Raw genomic sequence first — 21,962 nt, forward strand, 5'->3', positions numbered from 1 at the left:
TAGTAAGAAGGGTAAAAGTCTAATAGTGAAAAGTAAATTTTATGAAAAAAGAGTCGCCGTCAAGAATAGTGACTGTTTTAAAGAATATTTTTAATGTTCGCAAATGGTCTGATTTCGACAGAATGAAGTCGTTTACATTGTATCTGGGAGACGGCTTCAAGCGGCTTTTCGTGCCGCAAAAAACGACAGGCAGTGGTGAGTCCTTTAAGATGGCCATGGCCAAATACAATCTGTCTGAAAAAGATTTGGTCGCCCAGCAAAAAGCGCTTTTCCGATTAAGTATTTTAATGTTCATTGCAGCCATTCTGGTCTTTTCCTATGCTGTTTATCATGTGATTTATGGATCAATCAGCGCGGTTATCATCAGCCTCGTGGTGATGCTCATCGCCCTGACTTTGGCGTTTCGTTATCATTTTTGGTATTACCAGATTAAAGTTCGAAAACTTGGATGCACCTTCAGGGAATGGTTCAGGCAAGGTTTGATGGGTGAAAAACCATGAATAAAATTGTTAGTACGTTGTTAATGACGTTGTTCCCTGCGCTGGCTTTAGCAGCAGACAGTTCTTCCGGTTCACTGAGTTTTGCCCCGCCTCCCAGCGATTACTCTGTGGTTTTTCTCGGCAATATTTTTGGTATTGTCGATGGCGTGCTGCATGGCAGCGGCAGTCAGATCATGGGCAGTATGTTTTCCGTGTTTAACTCGGCCGTATTGGCGTTAGGCGGTATTGTCATCATGTATACACTGCTGGTATCGACCATGAATACCGCGCAGGAAGGGCAAATGCTTGGCCAGAAATGGTCATCCATCTGGGTTCCCGTTCGTTCGACTTTAGGTTTGGCCTTGTTAATTCCCAAGGCATCCGGCTATTGCCTGATGCAAATTTTTGTGATGTGGGTGGTGCTGCAGGGTGTGGGAGCCGCGGATAAAGTGTGGGAAGCGGCTCTAAGCTATTTAAACCGTGGGGGTGTGATTGTTCAGACCCAGATTAACCCCTTGACGTCCTTGCAGGCCGGCGGCAACAGTGTGGCTACCGGGGCATCCAAGATTTTGGCTGGTCAGGTGTGTATGGCTGGTATTCAACAAGCCCTGGAAAGTCAGCGTCAAACCTTAATGAGTCAAAAAAGCAGCGGGGAAGGAGTTTGCTCCGGCACGCCTTCTGCAGCCATGGCGCCTTTCTGTAATACGGCCGTTCCTGATTTCATTAATTCCGTGAACATGGTCGCGGTTCAGAATGCGGATCCATCGAAAAACACATTCACGGCCAAGATGCCGAATTTTGATTCCAATAATCCCTATGCCGTTTTAAACGGGATTTGCGGCTCGATTACCTGGAGTTCGATTGCCAACATCAATACGGTGTCTGGCGTGGTGAAGAACAATGACCTTGAAACCGCGAAAATGTCCCGTGCTATTGCTATTCAGCAAATGTACCTGGACTTGGCCATGGTGGCCCAGGTAATGGTCAATAATAATCCTTCGCTGAACCCTTCTTCTTCTGGCGCCAATACCAACAATAAACCGTTCGCACCCGGTGTCGCGCAACAACAGTTTGGTGTCCCGTACCTCAACTCCGGTTCGGCCTGCGATGGCCCTTCGACCGATTGCGTCAGTTGGGGTCCTGACTCCTCCAATTCCAACGCCCCTTTGTTTAGCGGTACCGAATTTCAGGGGGCAATAACGGATTATAACGGCATCATGATGCCAACGCTCAATCTTATCCGGCAGGCTCAAGACAGCAGTAATGCCAATAAGCAGCGTGCGTTTATTTCCAAAGCACAGCAACAGGGCTGGCTCATGGCTGGCAGCTATTTCTTTGACTTAGCCCGCCTGAATGCCTCTGATTTGCAGACCGCCAATCAGACAGACACCAATACCGGTTTGGAGGGCAGCCAGTTTGACAGTCAGATTCCACTCAACGCGTTTAGCCAGAACAAGCAATGCAGCGGGACTTATGCGGCCTTGTGTCAATGGTTAGGCGGTAACCAGACGCCAATCCAGAACATGGTGGGATTGATTAACGGTTCCACACTGGTCGGACCCAATACCGCGCCGCTGAGCCCGCCGACCTTTGGTAATAATGCGGCTCAAAAGGCACAAAGCGGGGTTCTTTCCTCTACGGTATATGGCTTCATCAATAACTCGGTCATGGTGAATCTGCCTGGTCAACCCGGACTGACTCCGCCCCAGTTTGCCATGAAGTTTAATATGGACCTGTCGCCCGGACCCATGTATTTAAAATCACAGGATTTCCCCTGTGGTGAAGTCAAGATTGTCTTCTTTAAATTCTGTCTGGGGCAATTGTTGGGTGACATCTTCTACAACCTCATCATCAGGAACCTGTTTAACTTCTTCCTGACCATGATGTCATCCATTATTAACATGATTGTCATGTCGTTCCTGTCCCTGCCGTTACTCGGTATGGCGGAAATCTTCAAACACGGGGTGTCCTTCATTCAGCAGCCGACGGTTAACCCGGTGGTGGCGCTGGCCAACATGGGCGTTAACTACATTAACTTTGCTAATGAATTATGGATATACCTGATGGGGCTTGCCATCATGAGCGCTATTATTCCCTGGTTCGGTATCTTTATTTTCCCTTTACTGGCCATGGTCATGCCCCTGCTGTTTGCCTGGTTAAGCACCATGGTGAGCATCGGTTTCCTGACGGCTTACTACATCCCGTTCCTGCCGTACATGATTTTCACCTTTGGAACCATTGCCTGGCTGATTGCAGTGATTGAAGCCATGGTCGCCGCGCCCATTGTCGCTTTGGGTGTGACCCATCCAGAGGGGCATGATGCCTTCGGTAAGGGCGAGCAGGCGATCATGATCCTGATGAACGTTTTCCTGAGGCCGGCCATGATGATCATCGGTTATATTTCAGCCATTGCCCTATCCTATGTGGCGGTGTGGGTGATCAATGCCGGTTTTGCCAATGCGGTTACGTTCGTCCAGGGCGATCCCAATGCACCGACCTGGAATGTCACCGGCGCTTCTGATTTTGGCAACTCCATCCTTGCCGGAGCGCCTACTGGCAACGGCACGTCCTATCAACCCAATCAAGATTATGCGGCTCAGAAAGCAGCAAGAATTGACACGACCATTGGTTACACCGGTTGGGCGGGTATTTACGGTTTCTTCTTTGCCATCCTCATCTACACCACCATGTACATCACGGCGGTGCAGAAATCGTTTACCTTAATTACCTACCTTCCCGACAAGGTGTTGCGCTGGATTGGCGGGCAGGGTGAGAGTATAGGCCAGGAAACCTCGCAATGGGCTGAAGAAGGCAAGAAACAAGTTGAGGGTGCCGGCTCCAGTACGATGAAGGCTGCAGGTCAAATGGATCAACAGCTGCAGGGTTACGCCATGAAGGGTATGAAGAAACTCACCGGCCAAGGTGCCTCCAAAGGCGCCAGTGTCAGTGGTAAGGGGGTAGACTCCAGCTCAAAAAAGCCGGAAGCGACTCCTAGTAAACCTCCGGTTGAGTAACGGACTATCGCATAAAGCCAGGTTAAACTGGCTTTATTGCTGATGAAAGGAGTCGCTGATGTATGAAGGGTTTTGCAGTTCCCCAAGGTGTTTCTCTAGTCGTATTGCTCTTTTGTACCGGCCAATATGAGTTTATAAACCCGCTCACTGATGATGCCCTGCTCAAACTTATCTTTGGCATCAATGGTCATTAACTGGCCGCGTTGCCTGACCAGTTTTCTCGTGGTGGACGTGACTTCATTGGGATCGCTTTCCAGCAGGATATCCCGTACCTCTTCATCAAAAACCAGGTATTCGCGTAAGGCAACCCGCTTTTCATCCACTGTCGGTACCAGTTTTTGCCAGATACAAAGACGAATGGTTTCAAGAATATCAATGGTGCGCCCCAGGCGCTCTTCGCCGGCAAAGGAGGTGACCAGACGGCGCATGGTTTCTGCTACGCCGGAGGTATGCAGTGTGGTATAGACCGGATGGCCTGTTAATGCCGCCTCCAGCGCTGCGCTGATGGTTTCAGCATCGCGACATTCCCCCACCATGATGAGGCGAGGCTTGCGGCGCAGGGCGTTACGCACCCCGTCAGCAAAGTCGGGCAGGTGGCGGGGAATTTCGGATTGGCTGACGACAGAAGAAATGGTTTCAATTTCATCATACACAAATTCAATGGGTGCCTCGTACGTCAGCACTTTGCGGTTAGAATCATCTTTTTCAATCAAATCACGAATAATGGATGCCAGCAGCGTGGATTTACCCGAACCTGTGGCGCCAGTGATGAACACAATGCCTTCCTGAGGTGCAATGGCTTTAATGATATTATCCGGCAAGCCCATGGTTTCCAATTTGGGCGGTGTGGTGGGAATCGTTCTTAAGGTGATTTGAATGGCATCGTGCCCTTCCACCAGGCAGGAGGTTGCATTGACCCGGTAGCGGTAACGTACGCCGCGATTGGGTCGGAATTCGTAATGGGTGTCAATGTCCTTACCGGAGAGTAATTGCGTGGTGGCGTTCGGTCCGTAAATGGAGTTAATCAAATCGCCCAACTCGGTATTGGAGAGACTGCGGTTAGTGATTTTCAGCAGACGGCCATACACTTCAGCAAAGATGGGTGAGCCGGTTTGAATGGTAATATCCGAGGCCTTTAAACTTTCGGCATGCTCAAGCATTTTGTCCATAAAGACCGGTGTAAATCGCGTGGGTTCATCGGGCATTAAATTAATGTTGCTGCTCATAAATTAGCCTTGGCTGAATAGAATAATGAATCAAAACGGGTTTATTGACCTTGCAGCCGGACTGCAAGGTCGGTCAGGGATAACCCCTTGTTGTTAAAAGTATATACTAACAAGGGGTTGCAAGCATGGCGAAATCGCTAATTAACCGGGGTAATGTCCTTATTGACCGGGGCAATATTAGGCTGCCAGGATTTGTTGGTAATCACAATCTTGGCATTTTGCGCCAGTTTTTCCATGGTGCGGAAATGCGCCAGCGCTTCCTCGTCTTTCGCCACCGCCGCACGCCACTCCTTGCTGTTAATGTTAAGGGCTGGCAGCGCCGTGATACGCAGGACACGATCATCAATATGAATTTCTGAGCCGTCTCCGGTTACGCCGAGGTCGGTGTGTGAAACGTAGGGAGGCGATACCATGTTCATGGCTAACAGCTTCCGGTACAAAATCATGCCGTTATAGTCTTCTTTGATTCGGGCCACACTTTCTTCAAGAATGGTATTGGCCTGTTCAATGCCGTTTTTCCACCCTTTGGCGACATAAAAACTCCACAATTGCCGTTCTTCCTTGGTTTTGGGCAGAAGGGTAATGTTGGGGTATTCGGGTTTTTTATAATCCATCCACAGGTACTGGCGCCAGTTGGGCGGTGTGGTTATAAAATGCGCCTGCTTCGCCACCTTGTAGGTGCGGTCAGAAATTCGGATGGTTTGCATGTCCGCCAGGTTAAGGGTATTGCGTCCCTCGAGTAATACAGGCGGCAGAATATTGTGCTCAAGGACTAGCGCATTGAAATCAAAAACAGCATCCAGATCGCGAGCTTTGCGGGTTAATTCTTCATCAATGATCTTGGCCCGGCAGGCTAAACCGGATTGGGCACCGAGACTCAAGGCTGTTTCTCGAAGCGCCATTTCGCGAATCTTGCTCATGCCGTTTTTATTGGAGGTGACGCCGCGTGTATTGGCCATGGCCTGCAGGCCCGCCAATGAGGCCGTATCGCCATTAATTACGACGGTTGTCTGATGCGAAGAAGAGTAGCAACCCGCCAGCAGGGCGGTTGCGCAGGTCAAAGCGAGACTAGGAATAAATTTTAGCATAGCGTAATTCTACAACCTGACTGTTAGGGTAAACGTGAATGCTGGCTTTACGACCTGCCTGATAATCAATATCACGCAGAATTTCAGCCAGGCTCTCGTCCTTGGCGGTAATGCTGATTAGTACCGGTACAGCCGGCTCTTTTCCAAGAATCCGCATGCGAAAGTGAGCGGCTTTGGCAATGCGTGCAGTAAGTTCTTCAATCGGTCCAGACCAGTCTACTGATGCCCGTGCCTGCAACGTGTAAGCATTGGGGATGGTCAGGGTATTATCCCGCACAGGGGGCGTAATGACTTTTTCCACGCGAGCCATCTCCAGCATGGAATCACTGACAGAGGAAGCGGCTTCGGCGAGTTTGATGCTGGCATCATCAGCAGGGGCATTAATGGGGGGTTTTTTAAACGTGCTATGACAACCTGCTAATAAAAGAGAGGTGGTTAAAAGCATAACAAGCTTGTTGTTCATCGTCGTTGCTTTATTATCGATAAGTACTGCATTGATTGAAACAGGACCATGGCCCCCTTGTCAAGCACAAGTCACGGTATTTCAAACTCTTAGCTCTTTTTGTAGAGGGCATAAAAAACCTGGCCTGCCTGTTTGCTTTTCAAGGCCTGCCATTTGGTCGGATCAAGGGCGATTAATGCGGGCGATTCTGCGTACACCAAACCGCCTGAAGGCAGACAATGGCTTTGCTCAAGGAGGGTGAAGCACCTCTCATGGAGGGATTTGGCAAAGGGAGGATCGAGGAAAACAAGATCAAAGGTCTCCCGGGTACTGTTTAAAAACGCCAGGGCATCGTCGTGAATGACCGACAGGTGGGACGGATCGAAAGAATGGCTGACGGCCAACAGGTGGTTAAAAACAAGGCGATTTTGCTCCACCAGGGTAACCCGGGCCGCCCCGCGGGAGAACGCCTCAAAACCGAGGGCGCCGCTGCCGGCAAAGGCATCAAGGCAACGTGCGCCGCGGATGTCGTGCATCAACCAGTTAAACAGGGTTTCCCGCACCCTGTCGGGAGTGGGCCTTAATCCCTGTGCATCAGGAAAATCGATTTTCCTGCCGCGAAATTTGCCGCCGATGATGCGAATCTGCTGTTTCACTTTTTCCCTACGGTGACTAACAGCATTTGCGAAGGTTTCAGTTCCTCATCGAATGCTTTTTTAATGTCCTCAACACTGACGGCTTCAATTCGAGCCACATAAGTGTCTAAATAATCATCAGGGAGATTGTAAAAAGCAATGCGTAGCAGCATGCCGGCAATGCTGTTATTGCTGGCTAGGGATAAGGGGAAATTACCGGCCAAGTATTGCTTGGCCGCCGTCAATTCCTCTTCGCTCGGCCCCATTTTTAAAAAGCCATCCAGTGTTTCGCGGGTAACCTGTAACGCCGTGTTTGCCTGATTATTTTCGGTTGCCAGGCTGATAATAAATGGACCGTCACCTGGCATGGGGACAAATTGGCTGTAAATGCCATAGGTTAATCCGCGTTTTTCCCGAACCTCGGTTGCCAGTCGAGACACCAGGGCTCCGCCGCCAAGAATGTAATTGCCCACCATGAGCGGAAAATAATTGGGTGAGGCATGGTTAATGCCGACCTGGCCCAGACGCAGCATGGTTTGGGATGAGGGGAAAACAACATCCACTTTTTCTGCTGCAGCCAATGCCTCGGCTTTTGGAATGGGGGCCGCATGGTCGCCTTTGGGTAAAAATTCAGTCAGCTGCTCCGTGATCTGATGCGCTTTTTCCTCATCGATGGCACCAACCAGAACAATGACGGTATTAGCCCCGACATAATAACGTTTGTAAAAATTGCGCACCTGCCAGGCATTCAGCATTCTTACGGTTTCTGTAGTGCCATTCACTGGATGGGCATAGGGGTGATTTTTGTAAAGCTGCTTGAAGAATGTCATGTTAGCGACATCATCCGGCGATTCCTGCATTTGCGCAATGGTCATCAATAATTGATTCTTCTGGCGATCAAAGGCTTCCTGTCGGAAAGCGGGTTTGTTAATGATAAGGGAAAAGGCGTCGACCGACTGTTTTAACGCCGCTTCCGAGGTCAGGGTCTTCAAGCGGAATACCGCCATGTCCCGACTGGTTTCATAATTGTATTGCGCCCCGGTGTCCGCGATGGTTTCTGCAATCTGCGAGGCATCCAGGCGACCACTGCCCTGATCGAGCATGCTGGCCGTCAGCGAAGCCAGACCAAATTGCCGGTCATCGTAAGCAGAACCTGCGGCAAAGGCGACATTGATGTCCAGCATCGGTACTTCTTTCGCCTGATAAAAGACCACTTTAGCCCCATGGCTGGTTTCCCATTTTTTAGTCTTGAATGTATTAGCCTCTGTCGCAGAGGCACATGAAAAAAGGAAGGCAATCAAAAACAATCGTTTCATTATCGTCTCTCAGGTTGGGACACTGGGAATAACTGGGCTTCAGTCATGGATTCAGCACGGAAGTATTTTTTTGCCGCGTCCTGAATCTGTTGGGGAGTAATGCTGTTGATTCTATCGGTGTAGACATCGGCCGTTTTCCAGCCCAGGCCTAACGTTTCCAGAACGCCAATTTCCATGGCCTGGCCGAAGATAGAGTCTTTTTCAAAGGTTTTCTGAGCAATAATCTGGGTCTTTATCCGTTGCAGTTCCTGTGCGCTGACTGGTTCTCTCTGCAGACGCTGCAACTCTTTCAGTATGCCGGCTTTCAGTTCTGCAATGCTGTGTGACTGGGTTGGAATACCAAACAATGTAAATTGCGTCTGGTAACGGGTATAAAGATCGTAGTAAACATCAACATTGCTGGCTACGTGCGAACCGCGCACCAGATTGCGTGCGAAGCGCGCGCTCTCACCGGCGTCCAGAATGGCCGCAATGACTTCCAGGGCATAAGGCTCCCACTCGTTTGCGGCTGTTTTGACACTGGGCACGCTGTAACCGAACATCAGCATGGGCAGTTTGGCTGGCGCATGGATTTCAACCGACTTGGTGCCCAGGGCTGGCGGCTCCTGCTGAGGTTTACGAATGAAGTCAGGCCGTCTTGGGATCTGACCAAAATACAACTTGGCGAGTTCATACACCTTGTCGGCGTTGACATCGCCTACCACCACCAGGGTGGCATTGTTGGGTGCGTAAAAATGTTGATACCAGGATTTTAAATCCTCGATATTCATTTGTTTAATGTCGCTCATCCAGCCAATCACCGGGTGATGGTAAGGATCGGCCAGGTGAGCCGCCGCGAGATAACGTTCAAATGTCAAAGCCTGGGGATTATCGTCCGTACGCAGGCGGCGTTCCTCCTGGATGACTTTCATTTCCTTGGCGAATTCGTCTTTATCAAGCAGCAGATTCTGCATGCGATCGGCTTCGAGTTCAAAAGTTGTCGGTAACTGCGACGCAGCTATTTTTTCAAAATAGGCGGTGTAATCATAATTGGTAAATGCATTTTCTTCCCCGCCGACATTGGCAATGGTTTTGGAAAAGGTGCCCAGGGGGTATTTTTCTGTGCCTTTAAACATGATGTGTTCCAGCGCATGTGAAACGCCGGTGATTCCGCCCGGCTCATCTGCTGAGCCAATGTTGTACCAAATCATTGTCACGGCCACGGGCGCGCGGTGATCTTCCTTGACAACAATTTTCAAGCCGTTATCCAGGGTGTACTGATGAACATTGTCAGCCGCATAAGAGGATAAAGCAGCGCAAAAAAGCAATAATGCAAGCCGCATGGATTAACTCCGAACCAAAAAAAGTGATAGAATTTCACATTTCCTTCGTTTTGTACACCTTATGATTAAATGGTTTAAAAGAAATCAAAATGGAACCACGCCAACGTCTGCGGCTGATGAAGCACGGGGCGAGGATTTGACTGTAGAAAATTTGCCCGCCGACACAGGACACTCGCTGCCTGCTGACAATGAGGCGCAGAGCAAACCTGGATTCTACGCCCGCCTGAAGCAAAGCATGAGCAAAACCCGCCATCAATTGGGCGAGGGCATTGGCCGCCTGTTGCTTGGCCGCAAGGAACTTGACGCGTCGCTGATGGAGGATATCGAAACGCTGCTGCTCAGTGCCGATCTGGGTATTGAGACGTCACAAGCGGTGTTGCAGCAGGTAAGCGAGAGCCTGGCCCGCAAACAGTTGGCAGACGGAGAGGCAGTGTATGGGTTGCTGAAGGAGCGTCTCACCGCCTTGCTGGCAGCAAAAAGCCAGCCTTTAATACCGCAGACCAATGAGGGTACCCCGTTTGTTATTTTAACGGTTGGGGTCAATGGCGCCGGAAAAACCACCACCATTGGCAAGTTGGCCAGGCAATTCCAGCAGCAAGGGAAAAAAGTCATGCTGGCCGCTGGTGATACCTTTCGCGCCGCGGCGGTTGAACAATTACAGGTCTGGGGGGAGCGCAACCAGATTCCGGTTATTGCCCAGCATACCGGCGCGGACAGCGCGTCCGTCATTTATGATGCATTGCAGGCGGCTAAGGCGCGTGGTATTGATATTCTGATTGCCGATACGGCGGGGCGTCTGCATACGCAGGGTAATCTGATGGAAGAATTGAAAAAAGTCAAACGGGTACTTCAGAAGCTTGAGCCCCAGGCGCCCCATGAAACAATGCTGGTATTGGATGCCAGTATTGGGCAAAATGCGCTTAATCAGGCACGTGAATTCCATCAGGCTGTCGGTTTAACCGGAATTACCATGACGAAGCTCGACGGCACGGCAAAAGGAGGAATACTGTTTGCCATTGCCAATGAATTAGGGATACCATTTCGTTATCTGGGGATTGGTGAAGGGATTGACGATCTACGTCCCTTTGACGCAGAACAATTTGTCAGAGCCATATTCAATGATGATTAAATTCGATCAAGTGAGCAAACGTTATCCCGGCGGCTTTGAAGCGCTTAGTCAGGTTGACTTTACCCTGCAGAAAGGCGAGATGGCCTTTATTACCGGTCATTCGGGAGCGGGCAAAAGCACGCTGCTTAAATTAATTGCGAAACTGGAGTCTCCTTCGTCCGGTCAGCTGACGGTCAATGGCGTTCGCCTTAACCAGCTTAAAAAACGGGAAATCGCCTACTATCGAAGCAGTCTGGGCATTACGTTCCAATCGCCCAACCTTTTAAATGATCGCACCGTGTTTGACAATGTCGCTTTGCCTTTGCAGATTCAGGGCGTACAACCGGCCATGATCGCCAAGCGTGTGCATGCGGCGCTGGATATGGTTGGCTTATTGACCAAGGAGAAAATGCAGCCCATTCATCTTTCCGGCGGGGAGCAGCAGCGTGTCGGAATTGCCCGGGCTGTTGTGCACAAGCCTGCCTTACTGCTGGCTGACGAGCCTACTGGAAACCTGGACCCCAGCCTGTCATCGGAAATCATGCGACTGTTTGAACAGTTTAATCAGGTGGGGGTAAGTGTTTTGATTGCTACCCATGATTTGGCGCTGATTGCCGGCATGCGGCATCGTATCATCATGTTGAAGGGAGGGCGGGTATGTTAAAAAGCATCCGTGCACAGGCAGCCTACCATCTGCAGGCAGCAACCAACAGCTTTAATTTTCTCTGTCGCCGCCCGTTGGCGACGATGATGACGGTGATTGTAATCGCCATTGCCCTGGCTCTTCCTGCACTCTTTTGGGTTTTCAGCGACAGTTTGAATCAATTGACTGCTGATTGGCAGCGTGGCGGCCATATCTCGCTTTATTTAAAACAGCCTCTAACCACGGCGGATCAAAATAAAACCCTGATTCAGATTCAGGAAACCGAGGGGGTGGGACACGCCACCTTGAAAACACCGGAAGAAGGCATGCAGGAACTGCAAAAACAGGAAGGGATGAACGACATCATGCGCTACCTTCCTGAAAACCCCCTGCCGGCGGTGATCGAAGTGATTCCGGCGGTGGGGATAGATACACCGCTCAAGGTGGATCAGCTCTATGCCCGCTTGAAGGCCTTACCCAACGTGGAACAGGCCAAGCTCGACATTGAATGGGTAACCCGGCTTCATGCCATTCTCGGGTTTGCCTCCAAAACAGCGCATGCCTTAATGGCACTGCTTGCCTGTGCGGTGGTGCTTATCGTCGGCAATACTCTGCGTTTAGCCATCCATAACCGTCATGAGGAAATTCAGGTTCTGAAACTGATCGGCGCCACCGATGCCTTTATTGTCCGCCCTTTTCTGTATTCCGGGGTCTGGTATGGTCTGGTTGGGGCTATCTTTGCGGTGTTGCTGGTTAATATTTTCATGTTAAGCATCGCGGTCGCCGTTCAGGAGCTGGCTTCATCCTATCAAATGCATTACCCGCTGCTTGGTTTATCGGTCAAGCAGGCTTATCTCATCGTTTTTGCGGCTATCCTTCTCGGTTGGTTGGGGGCGCGATTGTCGGTCAAAAGGCAGTTGGCGGCGATAGAGCCTTATCATTAAAATGTTCAGAGGCTGTCGTAAGCGGTCTCTATTCTAATCAATGTTAGGGATGATGACTTATAGGTTAGGCATGTAGACTGGATATTATAAAGTTTTAAATTTCTTATTCTATTTAATAACTTTCTATTGGGTGAAGCATTATATAAGGGCAATAACTCTACTGGAGAAAGGAATCGAAATGTAGGCTTCTTTGTTGGTTCTATTGGTAGCGTAATATATTTCTTCTCTAGTTTTTCCAGTGCAATGTTTAGTCCTGAATATCTTAATTCTCTATGCTGGTCAAACCATGCTGGGGCATAATGAACCCCATTGAGATTTATATAAACTTTGGTTTTTGCATTGTAGCCAATCCAAGTTTTATCTTGCTGAATATAACATGAGACAGTTTGCGGAGCTATATCAGGGGAAGTAGACCTCGGCTACTTGTCTATAAGTGCCCTCGCTTAGTTCGCTGGTGTCGGCCCTACTAGAACCAAGATTTTGACCATATGTGTCTTGAAGTATTTGATTACAAAAACTCATTAATCGTACCGATATTCGAGAGTTGTATAATTTATTTCGTCATTGATAATCTATGAGGCACAAGGAAATATAAAAATAAGCAAAGTAAATAAGACTATGTTGAGCCATGGCTTAAGCTCTCGATCTTTGCAGATATTTTATCATTACTTCCATCCCATAACATAAAAAGACCAAGTGATAGCCACTGAACTTGCAAGTGAAATTAAATTTAACTATAATTTCATATGAAAGGGGGTGTGCGATGAAAACTTCAAATAACATTCTTCATCAAGAAGAAATTGTGTTGACTAAAGCTGTGAGGAACCTGGCAAAATTTTATTCTTTAACTGGAAAGGATTTAAGCAAAATAATTGGTATAAGCGAATCTAGTGCCACCCGTATTAGTCAAGGGACTAAATTAATTTCACCTCATACTAAGGAGGGTGAAATGGCTTTATTGCTGTTAAGAGTATACCGAAGTCTAAATGCAATGGTTGGAAATAATCACGAAAAGGCTAAATTATGGCTGAATAGTCAGAATAAATACTTTAGAAATACACCAATTGAGGAAATAAAAACTATTCCAGGTTTAATTGGTGTACTTAATTATCTAGATGCAATGCGCGGAAAACTATGAGTATATGGACTGAATCTGAAGGAATAAAATTAGTTAGAAGCCTTAATTTGGAACCATGGAGAATGGTTGAGTCTCAACATAGTTCAAGTTCTCGAGACCTGGTTGAAAGTAGGGAAGAACACGATCTCTTAGAAGAATTACTAGAGAATTCAAAGCCGAGAATAACAAATAATAAGCACTATTTAATCTATACTCCTTTTAGATATCCACCACTTAAGTATGGATCCAGATTTGGTAATACTTATGAACCATCTCTTTGGTATGGTTCTATAAATCTCCTTACGGCATTAGCAGAAGTTGCCTTTTACCGTCTAAAATTTTTTTCTGATACTTCAGCTGATCTCGAGTATATTGAAATTCCAATGACTGCTTTTAAAGCATATATACAAACAGAAAATGGTATTGATCTAACAACACCTCATTTTAAAAAATACCAGGATAGAATTTCCAATAAAACAAGTTATGCGGATAGTCAGAAACTGGGTGCAGAGATGAGGGATGCAAATATAGAAGCTTTTATTTTTACTTCAGCAAGAGATAAGACGTTTGGAAAAAATGTGGCTGCATTTATCCCGGATGTATTTAAGATGAAGAATAATCAATATATAACAGATATGCAAAATTGGCGTTGTATTGCGAATCAAAATAGTATTGAATTTACTCGAGATGAAATTCTGTGTAGAAAACACCATGAATTTTTTAAAGAAGAATTTGAATGAAGGGTTTCCCGTTGAATTGTACAAAAAACAATCTATACTTAATTGATGGGTTAAATTCATTAACCGCTTAAATTCGTGTATAATAAGGCTGTCTGTAAGGAAACCGACAGACAGTTCATTAACCCTGTTATGGTTTTGATAACTGGAGGAAGTACCCATGAGTCAACAACTGCAATTGGCATCGTTAAATTTGCCTATAGGCAGTATTGATGCGTACATTCATCGGGTCAATCAGATTCCGATGCTTTCTGCTGAAGAAGAATTGAACTATGCGGAAAAATACCATAGTGAAGGCGATATTGAGAGCGCCCGTCAGCTCGTGCTGGCTCATTTACGCTATGTTGTTCGGGTAGCCCGAGGCTATCTGGGTTACGGTTTACCCTTAAGCGATTTAATTCAGGAAGGTAATATTGGCTTAATGAAAGCAGTCAAGCGTTTTGACCCCAAAATGGGTGTTCGTTTGGTTTCTTTTGCCGTGCACTGGATTAAAGCGGAAATCCATGAATACGTGCTGCGTAACTGGCGCATCGTGAAAATCGCGACCACCAAAGCGCAACGCAAGCTGTTCTTTAATCTAAGACAAATGAAAAAACGCCTCGGTTGGTTTAACAGCGAGGAAATTGACGCGGTAGCCAATGATCTGGGCGTCAGCCGTGAAGACGTAGTGATGATGGAACAGCGCTTGAATGCCATGGATGCTTCGTATGACGCCTCGGCCAATGACGACGACGATGACGCGTTTAAAGCCCCGGTGCATTATCTGCATGACAGCAATAATGATCCGGCTCTGTTGATTGAACAGGAGCGCAGCGGTATTCAGGGGCGTGATCAGTTATTCCAGGCGCTCGACTGCCTGGATGAGCGCAGCCAGGACATTCTACAGCAACGCTGGTTAGCGGATGACAAAGTCACCCTGCATGATCTGGCTGACAAATACGGTGTTTCCGCTGAACGCGTGCGTCAGCTGGAAAAAAATGCCATGAAAAAACTGCGTCAGTACATGGAAGACGTGTCTGCCTAGGCCTTATGCATTCATGCTGTCAACTCACCCTTTCATGCTATCCGGCTGTTCCTGCCTTGACAGGAACAGCCAAATCAGTTTACAAAATTCTTTCTCCGAACGTCTAATTCAGATGCTGCAATAGCCTTTTGCGCGTCGTCTCATCAACGAAAGCGGTTTCAAGCGCCATGCGTGTAAAATGAAGCATGTCGGTATCCGAGTAATGGAAAGTCTGTTGCACGCGCTCATACTCATTGGCGAGGTTGGTATTAAAAAAGGGCGGATCATCCGAATTGATGCTTAACATCAATCCGGCATCCTGCAGACGGCGTATGGGGTGATTGGGGATATCCTTAAAGAGGCCAAGCCGCACATTGCTGGAAGGGCAGAGTTCAAGCGCAATCTGATTGTCTTTGAGGCGGGCGATAGTCTCAGGCGAATGGATGCTCTGCACGCCATGGCCAATGCGTTTAATCGGCAAATAATCCATGGCCTCGTTCATGCCATCCGCCGAGGCAAATTCTCCGGCATGCACCGTGGCCTGAAGGCCGCCATCGACTGCAATCTGATACGCTTCGGCAAAGCGTTTGGGAGGATAGTTGACTTCATCGCCACCAAGACCAAAACCCACAATGCAGGGCAAGTCTTCTTTAATGCCTTGTTTTGCCACTTTCACGGCGGCTTCTTCGCCGAAATGACGCACGGCCGTGATAATGATGCGCCCGACAATGCCGTGTTGATGTTCGGCATCGTCAATGGCTTGCTGAATGGCTTTCAGGTGCTCACGCGATGGAATGCCACTGACCATTTCCGCGTGGTCAGGCGAATACATCATTTCGGTATAAATACCGCCGCCCGCGGCACTGTCTTTAAGGTATTCAAAGGTCACGTCATAGTAATCCCGGGGAGAGGCAATGAGAGCGGCAATTTGATCATAGGCTTTTAAAAAATCCATGAAATCGCCGTAGTTGTAACTGGTGCCATTGGCATTAATGAGGCCGGTCGGTAATTGCAACTGGTTGCGCTTGGCTAGCTTTTGCGCCAATTGCGGGCTGATGGTTCCTTCCAGATGAACATGCAACTCGGCTTTTTTAATGGTCATACGGATAATCCCTGAGTTAATGTATAATCAATGGTAAGTTACCATAAAAACCGCTAAAATGATTCGCTAAATTTTGTAGGATTCATTATGAACAAACATGACCTTGATAAAGCCTATGTCAGTCCAATAGACAAATTTTTGCATCAATTTGACGCCGATCATGAAAAATCAGCGTCGCAATTGAAGGAAATCAGGAAATACGAGCGCATCAATGCCCTGCGTGATAATCCCGATTTGCCTGAGTTAGAAAGCGAAATCTGGCGTGATTTTTAGCGACAGTCCGGTTGTTCAGTGACTGGTGAGGGCATTAGCCAATCAGCAAGTGCAACAGCTTGTAAGCCATGATCGTCAGCAATGACGCCGCCGGCAGGGTCAGCACCCAGGACATAAAAATATTCCGAATCACAATTAAATTCAAGGCGCCAATACCGCGTGCCAACCCCACCCCTAAGACAGCGCCCACCAGCGTCTGCGTTGCGGAAACCGGGATCCCCGTACTGGTTGCGACAACCACGGTTGTCGCGGCAGCCAAAGTCGCAGCAAAAGCACGGCTGGGTGTTAAGGCGGTAATGGAACTGCCTACCGTTTCAATGACGCGACGTCCGTACATGAGAAATCCGGTCACCACCCCAAAACAACCCAGAAAAATAATCCAGGCCGGGTAATTGGTCGCGGCAAATGAATTATCCGGATGCATGACCAGGCTATGGACAATAGTCAGTGGTCCGACAGCCAGTGCCACGTCATTGGAGCCGTGTGCAAAGACCATGGCGCAAGCGGTTAAGGCCATGAGCACGGCAAAATATTTTTCCACCTGAATGAAACGTTCCCGGCGGCGAATGCGCGGCATTTCAGGAATGCGTTTAATGAAAAGAACGCCAATGATGGTGATGGTAATGCTGGTCGCCAGGGTAACTGCCAAATCCTGCTTTAAATTCAAATGGATATCAAAATGATTTAAACCTTTAAAGACAGTAATGAACGACAGCACCGAGCCGACTAAAAACAGGTAAATGGGAATGTAAAGCTTGGCTTTCTCTAACGGGTCGGACTTGACAAAAATGGTTTGCTGAATGCTGATAAACAGGGTGTATGCGGTAATACCGGCAATCAGCGGCGACGTAACCCAGCCAATGGCAATATGGTAAACCTGACTCCATTGAATGGCTTCAGGGCCGAGTACCACGGCACCGAATCCTACCATGGAACCCACCAGGGCATTGGTAATGGATACGGGTACGCCAAGGTAGCTGGCCAGATTCATCCATACGGTACAGGCCAGTAAGACGCCCAGCATGCCTTCAATCAGGATTAAGGGCTGGCTGGATAACTCACTGCTGGTAATGATGCCGTCACGCATGGTTTCAGTCACGCCGCTGCCGCCCAGAAAAGCGCCGGCGAACTCAAAGACAATGGCAATGAACATGGCCTGGCGGACGGTAACCGCTTTGGAACCCATGGTGGTACTCATGACATTGGCGAGATCATTCGCGCCGACGCCCCAATTCATTAAAAAACAAAGCGCAAGCGCAGCAAATAACAGATAAATAGAATAATCCATAGACAAAATTACCGGGCAATTAAAATCTGTAAACGGCCGCCGACTGTTTGAGCATAATCTGCCAAGTCACCAATCCATTGAACCAGCTTGTAGAGAAAAATAACCTCGAGCGCGGGCAGATCTTTTTCCAACTCAAAAATACGGTGACGGATGTCAGCAAGCTTTTCGTCGCTGTCGTGTTCAATTTCATCGAGGGTGACAATCATTTCCTCAACAATTTTGACTTCACTGCCGCGAAAACCGCTTTCCAGCAATTCATCAAGTTCATTGATGGCTTTGCAGGCTTGTTTGGCGGCATCAAGGCATCGCTCCAAAAAAGGCATGAAGACTGAAGAAAGGGCTTCAGGAATCACCATTTGCCGGCTGACGATGAGCCCGGCAATGTCCTCAGTGCGGTTGGCAATGCGATCCTGGGCACTGAGGAGTTCAAGAAGATCGGTACGGGATACAGGAAGAAAAAGGCCAGTGGGCAAATGCAGACGCAGATCGCGTTTGATTAAATCGGCTTCTTTTTCAATTTGGGAAATTTTCTCTTTGATGGCTGCAGCGGCAGGCCAATCCAGTTTGAGGACGGCCTCAAAAAAAGGATGCAGCTGCTTGGCACAATGATAGGTTTTTCGCATGTGCTGTTCGATAGGCCGGATCGGAGAAGGCCCAAACATATTAAATATGCTACCCATAGTCATTATGCACGCTGAAAGAGTTGGGCTGATTATAACGAAACTTTTGTAAGAACTAAACCATTCCTGCAAAATTCGCGCAATTCAGGCATTTGTCCTGCTACACTAATACTATCTCACAGGAGTGGGCATCATGAAGAAATGGTATCTTTTGTTCTTTCTGGCTGCCGGCAGCGTGTTTGCAGAGCCAATGATAACCAAGGTGATTGAGCTGCATTATCAAAATGCAGCCGATGTGATCCCATTGATTAAACCGCTTTTGAAAGCGGGAGAGCAGGTGACGGGTACGAGACAAACCTTGATTGTCAAGGTGTCACCTGACACTCTGACCACGCTTCGCGTGATACTTCATAAACTGGATACACCGCCGGTGGTGTTTGAAATTACCGTTTTTCAGGGTGACCCTGATTGGTTATCCACGCAAGACAGCCACACCATGACCATCAGTACCCCTTCCCAAATCAACCAGCGCCGCCGTCAATCCATTACCGTGATGAACGGTGAATCGGCCTTTGTCAGTACGGGTGAAAACCAGCCGGTGGTTCGTTCCGTGGGTCTGGGATTATGGACAGGCGTCAGTTTCGATCGCCGGCTGGTGCAAAGCGGGTTGCTTATTGAACCGATTCTGCAAGGCAATCAGGTAAAAATACTTATCAAGCGCGTTCGGGAACAGACCAGCAACATGAGCAATCAGGTGTTTCATGAGCAGAAAGTGGAAACGACCATGCTGATTCCCCTTGATCAATGGGTGCCCTTAGCCAGTGCGCAAGGCAGTGCCCCGGCGGAGCCGGGAACAGAAGTGATTCGCGCAGGCACCCCATTTGCGCAAAATTCAACACTCTATATCAAGGTTAAAATTCTCTCAAAGACAAGTGCGGGGATTAACAAGGAATAGCCGGGGTTATTTTGATTTCACCAACCACCGAAAAGTATTGCCGAATGCTGTTTTTACTAAGCCTGCTGGTGTTAACGGTAACTTATTTTTTAAAAGACCGATTACCCGATCCGGGTTATTATGATTTGACTACGCTGTCGCCGCCATTGCAGGAACCGACCAGTCAGAAAGCCTTTACTCTGACGGTCAATCATCAGCATTACGTTATTCGTCCGCAGTATGAATACCAATTGAATGGGGTGGTGGTGTCTTATAACAATTCGGATGGTTTTGGCGATATCTGGCATCATAAACGCTGGCAGGATTTTATTAATCTTCGCGATCTTTGCGTGGTGTGGGGCGACAATGTCCGTAGCGGGGTTTATAAAAAAGTGCAGTTCAACAGCGACAGCTGGACCTGCTGGGTGTCCTGGTCAGATCGCCAGACCGGGGAACTGTTTAAAGGCAATGCCTTGTCCAATAATCATTTGCTTACGGATAATCTGGCCATTAAAAGAACATTGATGCAGGCTGAAGTCGGCGATCAGATTCGTCTGCGCGGCGTGCTCGCTGAGTATGCCAATCAAGACACGCGCTTTAAACGCGGAACCAGTATCAGCCGCGACGATACGGGCAATGGGGCCTGTGAAACCATCTATTTATCACAGTTTGCCATTGTAAAAAAAGCCAATCCCGGACTAAGAGCGCTTTATACAGCGGCCTTGTGGAGTACGATACTGAGCTTTATCGCCTGGGTTGTGATGATTTTTATTGCCCCCTACCAGAAATATCAACGTAGATAACACGTTTTTCAACCCGTTAGCTTGACAAAGAGAAACCAATGGCAAAACAATGATCCTCCTAATGAGCAGACAGCAAGAGGATGATGATGCAAATTGCCAGTATTTCAGGGCGTGAAATTCTTGATTCACGGGGAAATCCCACCGTTGAAGCCGATGTTTATCTTGAAAATGGACTCATGGGCCGAGCCTGTGTCCCTTCTGGCGCGTCCACAGGCAGCCGTGAGGCTTGCGAATTACGGGATGGTGAGCCCGATCGTTATCTGGGCAAAGGCGTGCGGCGTGCTGTTGGTCATATTAATCAGGAAATTAACCAGGCCTTAAAAGGCATGGCGGTGGACAGGCAGGAGGCCATTGATCAACAACTCTGCCAACTCGATGGCACGGAGAATAAGTCCCGCCTCGGTGCCAATGCCATTTTAGCGGTGTCTTTGGCGTGTGCGCGTGCTTATGCCCAGGCTAGACAGCAACCGTTGTTTGTCGCCTTAAACGAAGGTGAAATGATGACCATGCCGGTACCCATGATGAATGTACTCAATGGCGGGGCGCATGCTGACAACAACGTTGATATTCAGGAATTCATGATTATGCCGGTGGGTGCGCCTGATTTTACGGCGGCGCTGCAAATGGGCACAGAAACCTTCCATGTATTAAAATCGGTTCTCAAAAAGCTGGGCTTAAACACGGCCGTTGGCGACGAGGGCGGTTTTGCACCCGATTTAAAATCAAATCGTCAGGCACTCGATGTGTTATCGCAGGCGGTGGAAACGGCTGGATTTAAGTTAGGCCGTGACATGGTGTTTGCTCTGGATGTTGCCGCGTCCGAACTTTACACCAATGGCTTGTATCATCTCGCCTCGGATCATCAGCAATTGGATAGTGATGGATTGATTGCTTATTACCAGGAGCTGGTGAATAGTTACCCGATTGTCAGTATCGAAGACGGTCTGGATGAAAGCGATTGGGCAGGGTGGCAACGTCTAACTGTTGCATTGGGCGAGAAAATCCAATTGGTGGGCGATGATTTGTTCGTTACAAACCCAGCCATACTGCAGCAGGGAATTAACCAGAAACTGGCCAATGCCATTTTAATCAAACTCAATCAAATCGGTACGTTAACCGAGACGCGTGAAGCCATTCGTTTGGCGCAGGCGAACCAGTATCGATGCATTATGTCGCATCGCTCCGGTGAAACGGAAGATGCCTTTATTGCTGATTTGGCTGTCGCCACGGGATGCGGTCAAATTAAAACCGGTTCCTTGTGCCGCACGGATCGCGTGGCGAAATACAATCAGTTATTAAGAATTGATGAGTTGGCAAAATTACCTTATGCCGGCAAAACGGCCTTGGCAAGAGGCTAAGACGGGTTTGGTGTTCTGGCTGCCGGAATTAATCGGCAGTCAAGCCCAGAGAAAAATTAAAAAATCAAAAACTTAGCCAAACGAATGGGATAGGCCCCTCGAAAAGGTACAAATTCTCGCCAAATGGCCACTTGCGCGTGTATAATGAAGAAAATAATTCTTCTGGCTAATCCATGCGATCCATTGTGGTCATTTTGATACTGGCACTCATCGGCCTGCAATACAAATTGTGGCTAGGCGATGGCAGTGTTTTACAGTGGCAACAACTTGAGCAAAAAATAGTCGAACAGCAAAAAGAAAATAAAAAGCTGGCCGCACGCAATCGTGCCATTGAAGCCGACATCCTCGAGCTCAAAAGTGGTGAACAGGCTCTGGAAGAGCAGGCCCGGTATGAACTGGGCATGATTAAAAATGACGAAGTGTATTATCAATTTGTCGAGTGATTCTTTCTGGGCTTATCCATTTAAACATTGTCATACTGGATTGGACACAGCCTTGTGTGACGTAGTG

General features: G+C 48.2%; 22 protein-coding genes. 13 read left to right on the forward strand and 9 right to left on the reverse strand.

Going from position 1 to position 21,962, the window contains the following annotated elements:
- Positions 1-41 precede the first annotated feature (41 nt).
- Together icmV and dotA are read left to right on the forward strand one after the other, a co-directional pair.
- On the forward strand, positions 42-500 hold the full coding sequence (gene icmV / locus GH742_RS02705; protein WP_203456043.1) for a type IVB secretion system protein IcmV: 459 nt from the start codon (positions 42-44) through the stop codon (positions 498-500).
- Entirely contained in the window at positions 497-3,493 is a 2,997-nt protein-coding gene (gene dotA / locus GH742_RS02710; RefSeq protein WP_203456044.1) for a type IVB secretion system protein DotA, read from the forward strand. The genes icmV and dotA overlap by 4 nt, the downstream gene beginning before the upstream one ends.
- Before the next feature lie 95 nt (positions 3,494-3,588).
- On the opposite strand, the gene dotB is transcribed toward dotA, so the two are convergent.
- The 6 genes from dotB to GH742_RS02740 form a co-directional block, all read right to left on the reverse strand.
- Positions 3,589-4,719 carry a Dot/Icm type IV secretion system ATPase DotB gene (dotB, locus tag GH742_RS02715; RefSeq protein ID WP_239005257.1) on the reverse strand — a complete coding sequence of 377 codons (1,131 nt, stop codon included), beginning with the start codon at positions 4,717-4,719 and terminating at the stop codon, positions 3,589-3,591.
- A 137-nt stretch (positions 4,720-4,856) separates the two neighbouring features.
- Positions 4,857-5,807 (reverse strand): type IV secretion system DotC family protein, encoded by a 951-nt coding sequence (locus GH742_RS02720; protein ID WP_203456045.1) that lies wholly within the window; start codon positions 5,805-5,807, stop codon positions 4,857-4,859.
- Positions 5,788-6,270 (reverse strand): type IVB secretion system lipoprotein DotD, encoded by a 483-nt coding sequence (gene dotD, locus GH742_RS02725; protein ID WP_203456046.1) that lies wholly within the window; start codon positions 6,268-6,270, stop codon positions 5,788-5,790. The genes GH742_RS02720 and dotD overlap by 20 nt, the downstream gene beginning before the upstream one ends.
- 89 nt (positions 6,271-6,359) lie before the next feature.
- Positions 6,360-6,905, reverse strand: a complete 546-nt coding sequence (gene rsmD / locus GH742_RS02730; RefSeq protein ID WP_203456047.1) for a 16S rRNA (guanine(966)-N(2))-methyltransferase RsmD — start codon at positions 6,903-6,905, stop codon at positions 6,360-6,362.
- The gene (locus tag GH742_RS02735) at positions 6,902-8,200 is read right to left on the reverse strand and encodes a pitrilysin family protein (protein WP_203456048.1); all 1,299 of its coding nucleotides are present in this window, start codon (positions 8,198-8,200) and stop codon (positions 6,902-6,904) included. Before GH742_RS02735 ends, rsmD begins: the two co-directional genes overlap by 4 nt.
- On the reverse strand, positions 8,200-9,522 hold the full coding sequence (locus GH742_RS02740) for a pitrilysin family protein (RefSeq protein ID WP_203456049.1): 1,323 nt from the start codon (positions 9,520-9,522) through the stop codon (positions 8,200-8,202). The genes GH742_RS02735 and GH742_RS02740 overlap by 1 nt, the downstream gene beginning before the upstream one ends.
- A 61-nt stretch (positions 9,523-9,583) precedes the next feature.
- Here GH742_RS02740 and ftsY point away from each other — a divergent pair, with 61 nt between their 5' ends.
- The 6 genes from ftsY (at position 9,584) to rpoH (ending at position 15,095) form a co-directional block, all read left to right on the forward strand.
- On the forward strand, positions 9,584-10,651 hold the full coding sequence (gene ftsY / locus GH742_RS02745) for a signal recognition particle-docking protein FtsY (RefSeq protein WP_203456050.1): 1,068 nt from the start codon (positions 9,584-9,586) through the stop codon (positions 10,649-10,651).
- The gene (gene ftsE / locus GH742_RS02750) at positions 10,644-11,294 is read left to right on the forward strand and encodes a cell division ATP-binding protein FtsE (RefSeq protein ID WP_108294723.1); all 651 of its coding nucleotides are present in this window, start codon (positions 10,644-10,646) and stop codon (positions 11,292-11,294) included. Before ftsY ends, ftsE begins: the two co-directional genes overlap by 8 nt.
- Complete coding sequence (gene ftsX / locus GH742_RS02755; protein ID WP_203456051.1) at positions 11,288-12,217, forward strand: permease-like cell division protein FtsX; 930 nt, start codon at positions 11,288-11,290, stop codon at positions 12,215-12,217. Before ftsE ends, ftsX begins: the two co-directional genes overlap by 7 nt.
- A 763-nt stretch (positions 12,218-12,980) precedes the next feature.
- Entirely contained in the window at positions 12,981-13,355 is a 375-nt protein-coding gene (locus tag GH742_RS02760) for an antitoxin Xre/MbcA/ParS toxin-binding domain-containing protein (RefSeq protein WP_203456052.1), read from the forward strand.
- On the forward strand, positions 13,352-14,074 hold the full coding sequence (locus tag GH742_RS02765) for an RES family NAD+ phosphorylase (RefSeq protein WP_203456053.1): 723 nt from the start codon (positions 13,352-13,354) through the stop codon (positions 14,072-14,074). Before GH742_RS02760 ends, GH742_RS02765 begins: the two co-directional genes overlap by 4 nt.
- Positions 14,075-14,231: 157 nt before the next feature.
- Positions 14,232-15,095, forward strand: a complete 864-nt coding sequence (gene rpoH / locus GH742_RS02770; protein ID WP_203456054.1) for an RNA polymerase sigma factor RpoH — start codon at positions 14,232-14,234, stop codon at positions 15,093-15,095.
- Positions 15,096-15,198: 103 nt separating this feature from the next.
- Here the strand turns inward: rpoH and GH742_RS02775 are convergent, their stop codons facing one another.
- The gene (locus GH742_RS02775) at positions 15,199-16,176 is read right to left on the reverse strand and encodes an adenosine deaminase (RefSeq protein ID WP_203456055.1); all 978 of its coding nucleotides are present in this window, start codon (positions 16,174-16,176) and stop codon (positions 15,199-15,201) included.
- A gap of 87 nt (positions 16,177-16,263) precedes the next feature.
- Here GH742_RS02775 and GH742_RS02780 point away from each other — a divergent pair, with 87 nt between their 5' ends.
- Positions 16,264-16,449: a CBU_0585 family protein gene (locus GH742_RS02780; RefSeq protein ID WP_203456056.1), complete on the forward strand. Its 186-nt coding sequence runs from the start codon at positions 16,264-16,266 to the stop codon at positions 16,447-16,449.
- Positions 16,450-16,483: 34 nt separating this feature from the next.
- Here the strand turns inward: GH742_RS02780 and GH742_RS02785 are convergent, their stop codons facing one another.
- Both GH742_RS02785 and GH742_RS02790 read right to left on the reverse strand, forming a co-directional pair.
- Entirely contained in the window at positions 16,484-17,737 is a 1,254-nt protein-coding gene (locus GH742_RS02785; protein ID WP_203456057.1) for an inorganic phosphate transporter, read from the reverse strand.
- An 8-nt stretch (positions 17,738-17,745) separates the two neighbouring features.
- A complete protein-coding gene (locus GH742_RS02790; RefSeq protein ID WP_239005259.1) occupies positions 17,746-18,417 on the reverse strand; it encodes a TIGR00153 family protein in 672 nt (223 codons plus the stop codon).
- A 133-nt stretch (positions 18,418-18,550) separates the two neighbouring features.
- Between GH742_RS02790 and GH742_RS02795 the strand changes: the two genes are divergently transcribed.
- The 4 genes from GH742_RS02795 to ftsB all read left to right on the forward strand — a co-directional run bounded on the left by GH742_RS02795 (position 18,551) and on the right by ftsB (position 21,895).
- Entirely contained in the window at positions 18,551-19,312 is a 762-nt protein-coding gene (locus tag GH742_RS02795; RefSeq protein ID WP_239005260.1) for a type II/III secretion system protein, read from the forward strand.
- Positions 19,313-19,356: 44 nt separating this feature from the next.
- On the forward strand, positions 19,357-20,094 hold the full coding sequence (locus GH742_RS02800; RefSeq protein WP_203456058.1) for a hypothetical protein: 738 nt from the start codon (positions 19,357-19,359) through the stop codon (positions 20,092-20,094).
- An 83-nt stretch (positions 20,095-20,177) separates the two neighbouring features.
- Positions 20,178-21,452 (forward strand): phosphopyruvate hydratase, encoded by a 1,275-nt coding sequence (eno, locus tag GH742_RS02805; protein WP_203456828.1) that lies wholly within the window; start codon positions 20,178-20,180, stop codon positions 21,450-21,452.
- 173 nt (positions 21,453-21,625) lie between these two features.
- Entirely contained in the window at positions 21,626-21,895 is a 270-nt protein-coding gene (ftsB, locus tag GH742_RS02810; protein ID WP_203456059.1) for a cell division protein FtsB, read from the forward strand.
- Positions 21,896-21,962: the final 67 nt, after the last annotated feature.

It is taken from the genome of Legionella sp. MW5194, from assembly GCF_016864235.1.
Lineage (GTDB): Bacteria > Pseudomonadota > Gammaproteobacteria > Legionellales > Legionellaceae > Legionella_C.